This is a genomic window from Paucibacter sp. Y2R2-4, from assembly GCF_025717535.1.
In the GTDB taxonomy this organism is placed as follows: Bacteria; Pseudomonadota; Gammaproteobacteria; order Burkholderiales; family Burkholderiaceae_C; genus Paucibacter_A.
Genome location: NZ_JAJIRO010000001.1, coordinates 234,642 through 250,000 on the forward strand (window position 1 = coordinate 234,642; position 15,359 = coordinate 250,000).

Sequence of the window (15,359 nt, forward strand, 5' to 3'; positions counted from 1 at the left end):
TTCTTGCTAAGCCGCCAACTCAGCGACATGCTGCAGATCGCCCGCAGCCAGCAGATAGGCCGGGTCGATCAGTTGCAACATGCGCTTTTGCTTCTCAAGATTGGCCATGCGCGCCAGCAAGGTGGACTGCTCATCCGAGAGCTGCGGCGCGGCCTCGATGGCCCGGCGCGGCACCTTCAATACCTCGGCCACCGCGTCGACAATGAAGCCGGTGCGCACGCCGCGGATCAAAAAAACCACGATGCGCTGCCCGTCATTGCGCGCAATCGCCGCCAAGCCCAAGCGACGCCGCAGGTCCAAGACCGGCAGCACCGTGCCGCGCAGATTGATCACGCCCTCCACCGAGGCCGGTGCCTTGGGCACATGGGTCAGCAAATCGGGCACGCGAACAATCTCTTGGACGCTGTCAATCGGCACGCCGAACTCCTCGGAGCCGAGGCGAAACACCACCACCTGCTCGTCATCATCGGTGCGCCGACCGCCCTCGCCAGCCTGCTCCTGGGCGTGGTCTTCGTCAGCCAAATGCGATTCGTCGTTCACGGCGTTCAATGCCTCCTTGATGACGGAATGACGGAAGAGCTTGGTGGTGCAAATGATGGAGACCAAGCGCTTGCCGCCCTCAAGGCGACAGATCTCGCTGACATCACTCATCGATTCATCTTGGGCCAGCAAAGAAGGCATGGCCTGCACGTCGCGGCGCGCCACACGCAAGACCTCGTTGACCTTGTCCACCACCACCCCGACCGAGGCACCACCGATGCCCACCACCACAATACGGCTTTGCTCGTTCGCGTCTTGCTCCGCCAGCACAAACATGCGGCGCAAGGCCACCAAGGGCAGCAGGCGATTGCGCAAGGTCATCACGCCCAGCACATGCGCTTGTGCATGCGGCACTTGGATGATTTGCTCGGGGACTTGCACGATCTCCTGCACGTCCTCGATGGTGATGGCGTACTCCTGCCCGGCCACATCAAAGCTCACCAATTGCAGCTCATCGTCGCCTTGCGCAGTGTCTGCGGCCTGCACCGTGCTCGCCGTGCCTTGACTGATGGCGTCCGATGAGCGCTGCCCGATCGCGGCGATCTGGGCAAACTCCTGAGCAATCAGCTTCTCGAAGTTCAAGATCATGACCATGGCGTGGCCGCCGATGTCTTTGATCAGGCCTGAGAGCAAATCGGCATTCACCGTACCGCTGATGCTGCCCACGTCCTCGATCTTGCTGGCATCGACGCCGACCACGCTGGCCACGCGGTCGACCACAAAGCCAATGGGCTGGCCCAGATCGATCACCACCGCACGGGAGGCGTCGTCGGCGGCTCGGTCTTCAAAGCCGAGCGCGCGACGCAAGGACACAATCGGCAGCACCTTGCCGCGCAAATTGGCCAGGCCGTCGAGTGTGGGCGGCGAGAGCGGCACGCGCACCACATCGGGCACGCGAATGATCTCTTGCACCGGCGCCATGGCCACGGCAAAGACCTCATCGCCGGCTTCAAAGGTCACATATTGGCTGGCACTGCTGACCTGGCCACCGGCACTGGCGGTGCCGGCTTCTGAGGCGGCCAGGCCTGATTCGGCATTGGGGCTGTTCATGGCGAGGCCCCGGGTCAAGCGCTTTGCAGCTCATCGGCCAGGGAGGAAATTTCCTCGATGGCGCTGGCCAACTCCTCGGAGCCCTGGGCCTGCTGTTTGGCAGCAGCCGCCGCTTCCTCGGAGGCTTTGAGCGCCTCTTGGGCCGCCGCAGAAATTTGCTCGACGCCGCGTTTGACCTGTGCCACCGCGGCGCCAATCTCTTCGGCGGCCGCGAGGATTTCATTGGCGCCCTTTTCAACTTCCAAGACATTGCTTTCGATCGCAATGAGGTTTTGCGTCGTGGCGCGAGCCTTCTCGACCTCGGCCAGCGCAGTGGCCACAATCTCCGCAAGATCACGCGCCACGATGACCACCTGGTCTTGCACCGCCTTCACCAGATCTTTGATGCGATCGGCGTTCTCGGCCGAGTCTTGTGCCAGGTTGCGAATGTCGGTAGCCACCACGACGAAGCCCTTGCCGTACTCCCCGGCGCGGGCCGCCTCGATGGAGCCGTTGACGGCCAACATATTGGTTTGAATCGAGACGGTGGTGATGGCATCGACGATCTTGTCGATGCGCCGTGACACCAACTCCAGCTCCTTCACCTGCCGGATGCTGACCTTGCTCGCTTCGGCCGAAGCCCCCACATTGCGAATCAAGGCGTCCACCGACTCCTTATTGGTCGCCAGCAGTGCTCGCACGTTCGCCAACTTTTCTTGGCTGTTTTGGCCGCGTTGTTGCGCAATCTGTGCGCCACGCTCAATCTGGCTGATGGCGGCTGCCGCTTCTTCGGTGCCGGCCGATTGCACATCGGCACCGCGGCGAATCTGTTCAATCGCCGTCATGATTTGAGTGCCGGAGCGGCTGATTTCCTGCACGGCCGAAGACAACTCTTCCGCGGCCGAGGCCACCTCTTCCGCACTCTTGGCCACATCGGTCGAGTTCTTCAAGTCCTCAGACATCTCCGACAAATGCTGCGCCGTTTGCTCACTGGCGGCCAGGGCCTGCGCTTGCTCGTCCACAGTCTTGGCGGCTTCCTCCGCAGCGGCCGACTGTTCGGCGGCGGCTGCAGCGATGTCCTCAGAACCCTTCAGCGCCTGCTTGGCCGCAGTGGAAGACTGTTGGGCGCCGACGGCAATTTCGCTCACGCCCTTGACGATATCGATCACATCAACACGCACTTGTTCCAGCTGCTGCGTGATGACTTTGCCGTTCTCCACATCAGCAGCCACCGCCTTGGACGACTCACTGATGCCATCGGCAATGACCTTGACCTCCTGCTGGATCTGGCCCACCAGTTCCTGAATCTGCTTGGCGCTTTTCTCGCTGGTCTCAGCCAAGGTGCGCACTTCGTCGGCAACCACCGCAAAGCCCTTGCCATGCTGGCCTGCGCGCGCCGCCTCGATGGCGGCGTTCAGGGCCAGCAGATTGGTCTGATCAGCGATGCGGGCCACAGCCTTGACGATGTCGCCAATATTGGCCGCCTGCATTTCCAACTCGGCCACCATCTTGACCGAGTCGGCCTGGCGTTCAGCGGCGATGCCCACATTGGTGATCAGCTGGGTGACCTCTTCACTGGTCTTGGCGACCAAGACTTGAGATTCATCGGCGCGTTTGCTGCTGGTATCCGCATTCATCAACTGTCGTCCGATGGAGATTTCCACCTGTTTGAATGCGGCCAGAGATTCTTGTGCCGCCCCCGATGCCTCTTCTGCACCGGTGGCAATCTGATCGGCGGCGCGCTTGAGTTCTTCCGCCGCGGAAGCGGCTTGCGCGATCCCCGAGGACATCTGTCCGGTCGCTGCGGCAATGCGCTCGGCCGCCTGCTGCTGCTTGGCCAGCGTTCGCGCACGCTTGCGCAGCTGTTCCGCCTCACGGGCTGCGCTCGACGAGTTGCGCGATGCCTGTGTGCTGAGCGAGGCTGCGACAGCGCTTGGAGCGACTTTCTTGATCAGTGCCATGGTGGGAATCCTTTCGTGCGGCTGCTCAGCGTTTGTGAAGCAGCGGTTTTGAATTCGATCTGAAGGGAACAAGAGAACCGAGATGACAGCGAAGCATGGAATCAGCGGTGACAGGCCTCAAGGCGAGTGACCGAGCGGGTCAATCGAAGCGCCAGGGCCAAGCAAGCGCTGGAACAAGGCCAGCAATTCTTTGACGTGAACAGGTTTGACCAAATAGGCCCGGGCGCCCGCCTTCAGGCCCGAGTCCTGCTGCGCTTCGTCCGCGGAGTTCGCCAGCATCACGACCGGAATCTGCTTTAACTTTGGGTTAGCAGCCATCAACTGACACAGCGCATGGCTGGCTTCGGGTGCGGGCTTGACTTCCAGCAAGAGCAGGTCCGGCGCGCAAGACAAGGCCAAGCTGAGACATTGCGCCTCATCCGCAGCACTGAACAGCACATAACCCGCATCCTCCAGCGATGCCAGAAGCAGTCGCCAAAAGCTGGTGGTATCGCCCAAGACCAAAATCTTCGTGCGCATGAAAGGCCCATCGATTCAGGTTGACGCAAACTCAAGAAGGAAACGGTTCCGAACGATTTCTCCAATCAGCCGCAGCAGACTGCAGGTGAAATCGATCACTTCGAGGTCCATCCTAGGGACCAAGGCCCAAGCTGTCAGTCGGCCAAATCCGAGAAACGAGGATCAAATATCTGAGGCTCTCTAGGATTAATCCGATCTTTTGACCTGAATCAAGACCCACTGAATTGGAAGTTTGAGCCGGGCGGCCTGTGTTAGCGTGAACCTACGGCCCCGAGGAATCACGCCATGCCTCAGACTTACCAGTCGTTTGAAGTCGAGCACCATCTGATCGTCACCGACGAATTGGGCCGCACTCGCTTTGTCAATGGCGCATTCACCGCTCATACCGGCTACAGCATCGAAGACATGTGCGGCCGGTCTCCGGGCCAACTCTTGCAGGGCAAGGACGCCGACCCCAAGGCCGTTGAAGCCATGGCCGCGGCGGTCCGCGAAGGCAAGCCTTGTCATGGGCTGGAGCTGATCAATCACCGCAAGGACGGCACGCCCTACAAAGTGATGATGGACATCGAGCCCATGTTTGAGGCAGAAACTCTGCGTGGCTTTATCTCGATGCAAACCCCGATAACTGCGAGCATGACGGGCCAGCTTCATGCCTCAGGGCGGACCGGCATCTGGTGGCATTCGCGCAGTGGTCGAAAACGCCATTGGTCTGCTGATATGTACCCAATCTACCGTCGAGATCCGGCTTTAGGCCCTCTATCTCAAAATGAGTGGATGAGCACATTTGGAGCCAAAGGTTGTGCGCGATTGGCCGAAATGCGGGTGCAAGCGGCAAGCCTGCGCCGCCCCTACTCCATAGAACTTGAGGTCCAACGCGGTGACGGCAGCCCCGGCTGGGTGCTGATTCGAGGCGAAGCAGAGTTTGACTCCGAAGAGCCTCACCGCATCATCGGCCACCACGGCAGCACCGAAGACATTACCGAATTGGTGGCCATACGTCAGCAGGCGCAGGCGGCCAATGGGCGCTTGCAGGCTTTGTTTGACGGCGCTTTAAATGCCATCTTGCTGGCCGATGACGAGGGCCATTGCATTGATGCCAACGAAGCGGCCTGCCATATGTTGGGCTACACCAAGACGGAACTGCTGCGGATGTCACCGCAAGAATTGATGATTCAGGGGCACAGCCAAGACCCGCACATGAACTTGTGGCGCCGCCTCTTTGCCAGCGCCCGCCAGAGCGGTCGCACCCAGATGTGGCGCAAGGATGGCCAAGCGTTGATCGTTGAATACTCGGCCGTCGCGCATATCCAGCCCGGCGTGCATTTGAGCGTGCTGTCTGATGTGACGACACAGGTTCGCAATGAACTGGCCCTGCATGCCGCGCAACAGCAATTGCGAGACTTTTCCCTTCGTCAGCAAGAAGAGTTCGACGAGTTTCGCGCCGAGTTGGCGCGCGATGTCCACGATCAACTCGGGCAGATGTTGGGCGCCCTCAAGCTGGAGGTGGACTTGCTGATGAAGACCGATGGGCCTGCCGATTTGCAACATATGCGAACCATGATCCAGGAATGCGTCAATTCCGTGCGCGATGTCAGCCGAGCCTTGCGCCCTGAAGCCTTGGAATTGGGGCTCTTGCCCGCATTGCGCAGCATGGCCAAGGAGATGTCCATGGGCACCGACGTTGACATCCAGACGCATCTGCCCGAGCAGCTACCTGCCTTGCCCATGCAAACCGCCCGAACGCTTTATCGCATCGTGCAAGAGGCGCTGACCAATGCTTCTATTCATGCGGACGCCCATGCCATTTGCGTGCGCCTTGACTGCCATGATGATGTGCTGGATCTCGAAGTGCGCGACGACGGCTGTGGCTTCTCACTGGATCGACGCGGTGGCAACCGCGGCCTGGGCATGTTGGGCATGCAAGAACGTGCCAAACAACTGGGAGCGGAACTCGCCGTGCAGAGCACCCTGGGTGAAGGCACCAGCGTGCGCGGACGCTTTCATCTGAACACTGTTGGGGGAAGTGCATGATCCGCCTTGTCGTTTGCGATGACCATGACATGGTCCGAACCGGCCTGGTCCGGGCCTTGCAGCACGATGGCTTGCATGAGGTGGTCGCCGATGTGTCGAGCGGCAGCCAGTTATTGGGCCTGCTGCACCGAGGCTTGGCTTTTGATGTGTTGCTGCTGGACTTGAATCTGGGCGCCGCCGGTTTGAAGGCCGGCATTGAATTGATCTCCAGCCTGAAGACCGTCCATGGCCTTGCGAACATTCTGGTGGTGTCCATGCACGACAACCCCGCCATTGTTCAAAGTGCACTCGAGGCCGGAGCCCTGGGCTATGTGACCAAGGACAGCTCGATTGAGTTGCTGCAGGAGGCCGTTAGCCATGTCCGCCATGGGCGGCGCTTTCTCGACCCCAATCTGGTCGAGCGCATGATGGTGCATCGCAAGACAGAGATCGGCCCGGCCTGGGATGCCGACTTGACCCATCGGGAACGCGAGGTGATGAGATTGCTGTGTGATGGGCAACGCGTCAGCGAAGTGGCTTTGAATCTCGGGCTGAGCATCAAAACCGTCAGCACCCACAAAGTTCGCCTGATGGAAAAGCTCAATGTCAGCAACAACGCTGCGCTGTTCAAGCTCGGCCAAGAAAAGGCAGCGCTGCACTCGGGGCCGGAGCCTGCGAACCCACAGCGCAATTTGCCTCTGGGCCACTGAAGCGGCATTGAGCGCTTGAGCAGGCGTGAGCAGGCCTGAGAAACGCGCCATGCGCATGGCGCACAGTTGGGGAATTGACGGAGCTTGCGCTCAGCCCATCTGGAATATGCTGCGCCACCGCAGACCTGCGACAGCATTTCGCCAGACAGCCGCCACAAGCCCATGAAGAACACCCAAGCTTCCCCTGCACGCGCCCTGCAACTCAGCACCCTGGCGCTCTCCCTTTTCTGCGCCAAACTCTGTGCGCAAACGCTGCCGGCTGCGCCGGTGCCGGCCAATGCTGCGGCGCCAGCAAGTGCCAGCAAATGGAACGTCAACCAAGCGCCCGGTCAAGCACGCCAAGTTTCGATCGACACCCACAGCGGCACCTGGATGTCACTGGACGTGAGCCCAGATGGCCAAAGCATCGTCTTCGATTTGCTGGGTGATCTGTATTTGCTGCCCATCGCTGGCGGCGAGGCGCGGGCCTTGACGCATTCCGTGGCCTGGGAGCAGCAGCCACGCTTCTCACCCGACGGCAAGCTGATCGCCTTTCAAAGCGACGCCGGCGGCGGCGACAACATCTGGGTGATGAATGCCGATGGCTCCAACCCACGTGCCATCAGCAACGAGGACTTCCGTCTGCTGAACAACCCGGTTTGGCACCCGAATGGCAAATACATCGCAGCGCGCAAGCATTACACCGGCACGCGGTCTGCTGGCTCCGGTGAGATTTGGCTTTATCACTTGGATGGCGGCGCCAACAACAAGGGCGTGCAGCTGAACGAAAAACCCAACTGGCAGAAAGACCTGGGCGAGCCCGCGCTCTCGCCGGACGGCAACTACCTTTACTACTCACGCGACACCACCGCCGGGCGTGAGTTTGAGTACAACAAAGACGCCAATGGCGAGATCTTCAAGATTTTCCGCCAGGACTTGCGCGATGGCACGGTGGAAGCCTTTGTGCGGGGCGCCGGGGGCGCCATCCGCCCCACCCCATCGCCCGATGGCAAATACCTGGCCTTTGTGCGCCGCATCCGCAACCAAAGCACGCTGTTTCTGAAGGACTTGAAGAGCGGCCAAGAGAAGCCGGTCTGGGCCCAGATGGAGCGTGACCTGCAAGAAGCTTGGTCGGTGAACGGCGTCTACCCCGCCTTCGCCTGGACGCCGGATGCCAAGCATGTGGTGACCTGGGCCCAAGGCCGCATCTGGAAGGTCGACCCGTTTGCAGGCACGGCCGCCGAGATCCCATTTCATGTGAAGGACCAGCGCGAGGTGCGCGAGGCCTTGCGCCAGACGCAAGAAGTGGCTCCGGATCAATTTGCCGTCAAGCAATTGCGCTGGGCCACGGTGGCGCCGGACGGCAGCGCAGTGGTCTATTCCGCGCTCGGCCAACTCTACATCAAGGACCTGCGCGCGGAGAAAGAGGCGCAGGCACCGCGCCGACTCACGCAACGCAGCGACGCCTTCGAGTTCTTTCCAAGCTTTTCACGGGATGGCAAGTCCTTGGTCTTTGTGACCTGGAACGACGAGCAACTCGGCGCGGTGCGCAAGCTGGACCTGGCCAGCGGCCGCGAGACCCAGATCACCAAGGCGCCCGGCAAATACCTGGCGCCCAAGCTCTCGCCCGATGGCAAGTCGGTGGTCTATAGCAAACAGCCTGGCGGCTACCTAACCTCGCCCTGGCACGGCCTGGACAAAGGCATCTACATCGCCGCTGCCGATGGCAGCGGCGCGCCCCAGCGCATTGCCAAGGACGGCGATTCCCCGCAGTTCGGCGCACGCAGCGATGCCATCTTCCTGACCCGCTCGTCGCTGAGCAATGAGGTGGATTTCGCCCGCAAGCTGGTGCGCATTGACCTGGCAGACCGGCAAGAAACCGAGATCGCCAAGTCCGAATTTGCCACCGAGTTCAGCCTCTCGCCGGACGGCCAGTGGCTGGGCTTTGTGGAGCGCTTCCATGCCTATGTGACGCCGCTGCCGCAGGCCGGCAAGTCGATCAGCGTGGGGCCCAAAATGGAAGCCTTGCCGGTGCGTCAGCTGGACGTGATCAGCGGCGAGGCCATGCAGTGGAGCGGCGACAGCCGCAGCGTGCACTTCACCGCGGCCGATCAGCTGTTCACCACCGCCCTAGCCGATGCCTACAAGCCCGGCGCTGCGGCGTCCGAAGGCAAGGCCAGCGAATTCAAGCCGTCCGCCCAAGGCCGCCCTATCGGCTTTGTGCAAAAGGCCGACAAGCCCGGTGGCGCCATTGCCATCAGCGGCGCGCGCATCGTGACGATGAAGGGCGACGAGGTCATCCCAGACGGCGTGATCGTGGTCGAGGGCAATCGCATCGCAGCCATCGGCGCCAAGGGTCTGGTGCAGGTGCCTGCCGGCGCTCGGATGCTGGACGCCAGCGGCAAGACCATCATCCCCGGCCTGATCGATGCCCATTGGCACGGTGGCATGGGCGAGACTGAAATCATTCCGCAGCAAAGCTGGGTCAATTACGCATCGCTGGCCTTCGGGGTGACCACCTTGCATGACCCCTCCAACCGCAATGGCGACATCTTCACCCAGGCCGAAATGCAGCGCGCCGGCACCGTGCTGGCGCCGCGCATCTATTCGAGCGGCACGATTCTGTATGGCGCCAAAACGCCCTTCACCGCCGTCATCAACAAGCTGGACGATGCACTGGTGCACCTGAAGCGCCAACAAGCCGCCGGGGCCATCAGCGTGAAGAGCTATCAGCAGCCGCGCCGCGAGCAACGCCAGCAAATCATCGAGGCCGCGCGCCAGTCCGGCATGATGGTGGTGCCCGAGGGCGCCTCGCTGTTCCAGCTGAATATGAACATGATTGTGGACGGCCACAGCACCATCGAGCATTCGCTGCCGGTGGCCCAGGTCTATGACGATGTGAAGCAGCTCTGGTCGCAAACCCAGGTGGCTTACACGCCCACCTTGAACGTGGGCTTTGGCGGCTTGGACGGTGAGCATTACTGGTACGCCCGCACCGAGGTCTGGAAGCACCCACTGCTGACCCGCTATGTGCCCCGCGCCCTGCTGCAAGCGCGCAGCGTGCGCCGCCTGACCGCCCCGGACGAAGACTTCAACATCCTGCGCATCGCCAAGACCGCCACCGAGCTGCAGCGCGCCGGCGTGCGCACCAATATCGGCGCCCATGGCCAGCGCGAAGGCCTGGGCGCGCATTGGGAAATGTGGATGTATGGCCTGGGCGGCATGAGCTCGCTGGAAGCCATCCGCAGCGCCACCTTGAACCCGGCCCAGACCCTGGGCCTGGACAAAGACCTGGGCTCGCTGGAGGTGGGCAAGCTGGCCGATTTGGTGATCATCAGCGGCGATGTGCTCGGCAATATTCGCAACAGCGACCAGATCAGCCAGGTGATGCAAAACGGCCGTTTGTTCGAGGCCAAGACCATGAACGAGGTCTTGCCGCGCAGCAAGACCCGCCGACCCTTCTTCTTTGAGGGTGTGAACGGCGAAGCGGCGCCCATCAACGAAGAACTGGCGGGCCAAGCGCATGCCCATGGCCATGATTGATCTGTGCGGGGGCTGAAAAAGTCTCGTTCGAGTGGGGGCAAAGCATGGCTACAATGCCCCCCGTCAGGAGAGAGTTCCCTCGCGGGAACCGCCGAAGGCGCAGTGGCACTGGTGATCCCACGCTGCGAACGCTCAGGCAAAAGGACTGACAAAACGTCCGTTCACAAAACGTCGGGCGTTCCTCACTGGAGAGAGACGAGCCTTTGAGCCCGTCCACCGAAGGGGCAAGCTGCGGGCAATACGCCGGCGGCCAATCTCTCAGGTAAAGCGGACAGCGAGGGCATTCCCCCTACTCCCTGGTTGGAGTAGGCCAGATGACTGCCCTCGACTTAGTCCGCCATGTCCGCTGATCAAACCCTCCTCAAGACTCCCCTGCACGCGCTGCACATTGAACTCGGCGCCAAGATGGTGCCCTTTGGCGGCTACGACATGCCGGTGCAGTACCCGAGCGGCGTGATGGCCGAACACAAGCACACCCGCGCTGCCGCTGGCTTGTTCGACGTCTCCCACATGGGCCAGGTCCGCTTGATCGGCGAAGGCGCCGCCGCCGCGCTGGAAACCATCGTGCCGGTGGACGTGATCGACCTGGGCTTGTTCAAGCAGCGCTACGCCCTGTTCACCAACGAGGCCGGCGGCATCTTGGACGATTTGATGATCGCCCGCCGCCCGGACGACCTCTTTGTGGTGGTCAATGCCGGTTGCAAGGTGCAAGACATCGCCCATATGCAAGCCAAGATTGGTGACAAGTGCCAGGTCTTGCCTTTGCCCGAGCAGGCCCTGCTGGCCTTGCAAGGCCCACAAGCCGTGACCGCCTTGTCGCGCCTGAATCCTGAAGTCGCCAAGCTGACCTTCATGACCGGCGGCTTCTTCAATCTGGACGGCATAGCCACCTTCCTGACCCGCTCGGGCTATACCGGCGAAGACGGTTTCGAAATCTCGGTGCACCAAGACCAAGCGGTCGACTTGGCCCGCAAGCTGCTGGCTCAGCCGGAAGTCAAGCCCATCGGTCTGGGCGCGCGTGACTCGCTGCGCTTGGAAGCCGGCCTGTGCCTCTACGGCCATGACATCAACACCGAAACCACCCCCGTCGAAGCCTCGCTGACCTGGGCCATCCAAAAGGTACGCCGCGCCGGTGGCGCCCGTGCCGGTGGCTACCCCGGCGCTGCCGTGGTGGACGAACAATTGGCCAACGGCGCCGCCCGCAAGCGCGTCGGCTTGGTCAGCAGCGAACGCATGCCGGTGCGCGAAGGCGCCAAGCTGGTCAATGCCGATGGCGCCGAGATCGGCGTCGTCACCAGCGGCACCCTCGGCCCCACGGTGGGCAAGCCAGTTGCGCTGGCCTATCTGAGCAAGGATTACTCAGCCCTAGGCACCGAGGTGTTCGCCATCGTGCGTGACAAGCGCACGCCGATGACGGTCTCCAGCACGCCTTTCACACCTAACGGCTACTACCGTGGTTGATTCGCGGTTGATTTGCGGCTAAGTTCGCGCCCAAGTTCGCGGCTGATCCCTGGCCCTGCTGGGGTCAGATTTTGCTGAACTTTCTTGGTTGATTCGATTTTTCTCCCTCCTGCACTCATTTATTCACGGAGCAACACATGAGCATCAAGTACACGCACGACCACGAGTGGGTCCAGATCGAAGCTGACGGCATCGTCACCGTGGGCATCACCGTGCATGCGCAAGACGCGCTGGGCGATGTGGTGTTCGTTGACCTGCCCAGCATTGGCGCCTCTTTTGCCGCCAAGGAAGTGGCCGGCGTGGTCGAGTCCGTCAAGGCCGCAGCCGACGTCTACATGCCCGTCAGCGGCGAAATCACCGAAGTCAACGAAGCCCTGCGCGACGACCCTTCGCTGGCCAACTCCGACCCGCTGAAGGCCGGCTGGTTCTTCAAGGTCAAGCTCAGCAACGCCGCAGAACTCGATGGCCTGATGGACAGCACCGCCTACGACGAGCTGGTCAAGAACAGCTGATTGACAGGGCTGCTGCCGGCTCGGCCCCGTGCGGGCAAAGCTCGGCAGAAGCCTGGATAGCTTAGAAGTCCCAGGGGTGCTTTCAAGAGCGCCCCGCCCTTCCCCGAATGATCGGAGTCTGCCCGCCACGAGCCGGCGCACTCCAGCAAGGAATTGCCATGTTGATGTCCACCCTGCAGCCGCTGGCCGCGCTCGAAAACGCCTCCGAATTCCACGCCCGCCACATTGGCCCCTACGCCAGCGATGAAGTCGCCATGCTGTCGGTGATCGGTGCCGCCTCACGTCGCGCGCTGATCGAAGCCATCGTGCCCGCCAGCATCAAGCGCTCGGTCGGCATGGACCTGCCGCCGGTGGCCGGCGAGGCCGCAGCCTTGGCCGAGTTGAAGGCCGTGGCGTCGCAGAACAAGGTGCTGAAGAGCTATATCGGCCAGGGTTATTACGACACCCTCACTCCGGGCGTCATCCTGCGCAACATCCTTGAAAACCCCGCCTGGTACACCGCCTACACACCTTACCAAGCTGAAATCTCGCAAGGCCGCATGGAGGCCCTGGTCAACTTCCAGACCATGGTGACCGACCTGACCGGCATGGCCATCGCCAACGCATCCATGCTGGACGAAGCCACCGCCGCCGCCGAAGCGATGACCCTGGCCGCTCGCGTGGGCAAGAGCAAGTCACAAGTCTTCTTCGTCGCCGACGATGTGCTGCCGCAGACGCTGGAAGTGATCCGCACCCGTGCCGAACCGCTGGGCTTTAGCGTGCAAGTGGGCCCCGCTGCCGAAGCCGGCAAGAGCGAGTGCTTTGCCGCCCTGCTGCAATACCCCGGCGTGTTCGGTGAGGTGCGCAGCTTGCAAGCCGCCGCTGATGCCCTGCATGCCCAAGGCGCTTTGCTGATTGCAGCCGCCGATTTGCTGGCCCTGACCCTGATCAAGGCCCCGGCCGAGATGGGCGCCGACATCGCCATCGGCACCACCCAGCGTTTCGGCATGCCCATGTGCAATGGCGGCCCGCACGCCGCTTACATGGCTTGCAAGGACGAGTACAAGCGCAATCTGCCCGGCCGTCTGGTTGGCGTCTCGATCGACGCTCACGGCAATCAGGCTTACCGCTTGGCGCTGCAGACCCGCGAGCAACACATCCGCCGCGAAAAGGCCACATCGAACATCTGTACCGCTCAGGTGCTGCCGGCCGTGGTGGCCAGCATGTACGCGGTCTATCACGGCCCGGCAGGCTTGAAGCGCATCGCTCAGCGCGTTGCCAGCTTCACCGCGGTGCTGTCCAAGAGCTTGCAAGGCCTGGGCTGGACGATTGCTAACGCCAGCGCTTTCGACACACTGACGGTGCAAACCGGCGGCAAGACCGATGGCGTGCTGGCTGCCGCCGTCGCTGCTGGCATGAACTTGCGCCGTGCGGCCGTGGACGCCGTCAGCATCTCGCTGGACGAAACCACCACCCGCGCCGATCTGCAAGCGCTGCTGGCGGTGTTCTCGGCTGGCAAGGCTGCCGCCGACTTCTCGGCCTTTGAGAAGGGCGTGGCTTCGCTGATTCCGGCGGAACTGCAACGCACTTCGGCCTACCTGAGCCACCCGGTCTTCAACCGCTACCACTCCGAAACCGAAATGCTGCGCTATCTGCGCGCCCTGTCGGACAAGGACTTGGCGCTGGACCGCAGCATGATCCCGCTGGGCTCCTGCACCATGAAGCTGAACGCCACCAGCGAGATGATCCCCATCACCTGGCCCGAGTTCGCCGCGATTCACCCCTTCGCGCCGCACGATCAGCTGAAGGGTTATGCCCTGTTGAACGAGCAGCTGACCGGCTGGCTCTGCCAAGCCACCGGCTATGCCGGCATCAGCCTGCAGCCCAATGCCGGTTCTCAAGGCGAGTATGCGGGTCTCTTGGCCATCAAGGCCTGGCATGAGTCGCGTGGCGAAGGCAATCGCAAGATCTGCTTGATCCCTGAATCGGCCCATGGTACCAACCCCGCGTCGGCCCAGATGGTCGGCATGAGCGTGGTGGTGACCAAGTGCGACAAGGAAGGCAATATCGATCTGGTCGACCTGAAGGCCAAGTGCGAACAGCACAGCGCCAATCTGGCCGCCATCATGATCACCTACCCCTCCACGTATGGCGTGTTTGACACCCATGTGAAGGAAATCTGCGCGCTGGTGAAGAGCCATGGCGGCCGTGTCTATGTGGACGGCGCCAATATGAACGCCTTGGTCGGCGTGGCGGCTCCGGGCGAGTTCGGCGGCGATGTGTCGCACCTGAACTTGCACAAGACCTTCTGCATCCCGCACGGCGGTGGCGGCCCCGGCGTTGGCCCGGTTTGCGTGGTGGCCGATCTGGTGCCTTATCTGCCGGTGCATCGCTCGGCCGGCTATGAAAGCAAGACCGCTATCGGCGCGGTTTCGGCTGCGCCTCTGGGCAATGCCGCCGTGCTGCCGATCAGCTGGATGTATGTGCGCATGATGGGTGCCGATGGCCTGCAGGCCGCCACCGAAGTGGCCATCCTGTCGGCCAACTATGTGGCTGCGCGCTTGGCCGAGGCCTATGACATCCACTTCAGCGGCAATATCGCTGGCGTCAAGGGTGGCGGCGTGGCGCACGAGTGCATCTTGGACATCCGTCCCTTGAAGGACGCCACCGGCGTCGGCGCCGAAGACGTGGCCAAGCGCTTGATCGACTACGGCTTCCATGCACCGACCTTGTCCTTCCCGGTGGCCGGCACCTTGATGGTGGAGCCGACCGAGTCGGAGTCCAAGTTCGAACTGGACCGCTTCTGCGATGCGATGCTGGCCATCCGCGCCGAAATCGAAGAAGTGGCCAAGGGCACTTGGAGCCGCGAAGACAATCCGCTGGTGAACGCGCCGCACACCGCCGAGAGCTTGCTAAAGGCCGAGTGGACCCATGGCTACAGCCGTGAAGTCGCCGCCTACCCGGTGGCCACGCTGCGCCGCCAGAAGTACTGGGTGCCGGTCGGCCGCGTGGACAACGTCTACGGTGACCGCAATCTGTCCTGCTCTTGCCCACCGATGAGCGACTACCAGAGCTGATCCTCACTCTGAACAGCAAAACCGACCGCGCGCAGAAAC

General features: G+C 62.1%; 9 protein-coding genes and 2 riboswitches. Of the genes, 6 read left to right on the plus strand and 3 right to left on the minus strand.

The window, feature by feature from the left end:
* Positions 1–6: 6 nt before the first annotated feature.
* From LNV06_RS00930 to LNV06_RS00940, 3 genes are all read right to left on the minus strand, one after another.
* Entirely contained in the window at positions 7–1,590 is a 1,584-nt protein-coding gene (locus LNV06_RS00930; protein ID WP_263536370.1) for a chemotaxis protein CheW, read from the minus strand.
* Positions 1,591–1,604: 14 nt separating this feature from the next.
* Positions 1,605–3,530, minus strand: coding sequence for a methyl-accepting chemotaxis protein (locus tag LNV06_RS00935; RefSeq protein ID WP_263536371.1), 1,926 nt, complete (start codon positions 3,528–3,530; stop codon positions 1,605–1,607).
* A 117-nt stretch (positions 3,531–3,647) separates the two neighbouring features.
* Positions 3,648–4,049 (minus strand): response regulator, encoded by a 402-nt coding sequence (locus LNV06_RS00940; RefSeq protein ID WP_263536372.1) that lies wholly within the window; start codon positions 4,047–4,049, stop codon positions 3,648–3,650.
* A gap of 285 nt (positions 4,050–4,334) precedes the next feature.
* Between LNV06_RS00940 and LNV06_RS00945 the strand changes: the two genes are divergently transcribed.
* From LNV06_RS00945 to gcvP, 6 genes are all read left to right on the plus strand, one after another.
* Entirely contained in the window at positions 4,335–6,080 is a 1,746-nt protein-coding gene (locus tag LNV06_RS00945; protein WP_263536373.1) for a PAS domain-containing sensor histidine kinase, read from the plus strand.
* Positions 6,077–6,769, plus strand: coding sequence for a response regulator transcription factor (locus LNV06_RS00950; RefSeq protein ID WP_263536374.1), 693 nt, complete (start codon positions 6,077–6,079; stop codon positions 6,767–6,769). The genes LNV06_RS00945 and LNV06_RS00950 overlap by 4 nt, the downstream gene beginning before the upstream one ends.
* 162 nt (positions 6,770–6,931) lie before the next feature.
* Positions 6,932–10,291, plus strand: coding sequence for an amidohydrolase family protein (locus LNV06_RS00955; protein ID WP_263536375.1), 3,360 nt, complete (start codon positions 6,932–6,934; stop codon positions 10,289–10,291).
* A 54-nt stretch (positions 10,292–10,345) separates the two neighbouring features.
* A riboswitch (glycine riboswitch) is annotated at positions 10,346–10,449 on the plus strand.
* Positions 10,450–10,466: 17 nt separating this feature from the next.
* Positions 10,467–10,576: riboswitch (glycine riboswitch) on the plus strand.
* Positions 10,577–10,630: 54 nt separating this feature from the next.
* Positions 10,631–11,752, plus strand: a complete 1,122-nt coding sequence (gene gcvT / locus LNV06_RS00960) for a glycine cleavage system aminomethyltransferase GcvT (protein ID WP_263536376.1) — start codon at positions 10,631–10,633, stop codon at positions 11,750–11,752.
* A gap of 137 nt (positions 11,753–11,889) precedes the next feature.
* On the plus strand, positions 11,890–12,264 hold the full coding sequence (gcvH, locus tag LNV06_RS00965; protein WP_263536377.1) for a glycine cleavage system protein GcvH: 375 nt from the start codon (positions 11,890–11,892) through the stop codon (positions 12,262–12,264).
* 158 nt (positions 12,265–12,422) lie between these two features.
* Positions 12,423–15,320: an aminomethyl-transferring glycine dehydrogenase gene (gene gcvP / locus LNV06_RS00970; RefSeq protein ID WP_263536378.1), complete on the plus strand. Its 2,898-nt coding sequence runs from the start codon at positions 12,423–12,425 to the stop codon at positions 15,318–15,320.
* The last annotated feature ends 39 nt before the right edge of the window (positions 15,321–15,359 follow it).

Coding starts and splice junctions, on each gene's coding strand:
- LNV06_RS00930 (WP_263536370.1), bottom strand. CDS start 1,590: ATGAACAGCCCCAATGCCGAATCAGGCCTGGCCGCCTCAGAAGCCGGC.
- LNV06_RS00935 (WP_263536371.1), bottom strand. CDS start 3,530: ATGGCACTGATCAAGAAAGTCGCTCCAAGCGCTGTCGCAGCCTCGCTC.
- LNV06_RS00940 (WP_263536372.1), bottom strand. CDS start 4,049: ATGCGCACGAAGATTTTGGTCTTGGGCGATACCACCAGCTTTTGGCGA.
- LNV06_RS00945 (WP_263536373.1), top strand. CDS start 4,335: ATGCCTCAGACTTACCAGTCGTTTGAAGTCGAGCACCATCTGATCGTC.
- LNV06_RS00950 (WP_263536374.1), top strand. CDS start 6,077: ATGATCCGCCTTGTCGTTTGCGATGACCATGACATGGTCCGAACCGGC.
- LNV06_RS00955 (WP_263536375.1), top strand. CDS start 6,932: ATGAAGAACACCCAAGCTTCCCCTGCACGCGCCCTGCAACTCAGCACC.
- gcvT (WP_263536376.1), top strand. CDS start 10,631: ATGTCCGCTGATCAAACCCTCCTCAAGACTCCCCTGCACGCGCTGCAC.
- gcvH (WP_263536377.1), top strand. CDS start 11,890: ATGAGCATCAAGTACACGCACGACCACGAGTGGGTCCAGATCGAAGCT.
- gcvP (WP_263536378.1), top strand. CDS start 12,423: ATGTTGATGTCCACCCTGCAGCCGCTGGCCGCGCTCGAAAACGCCTCC.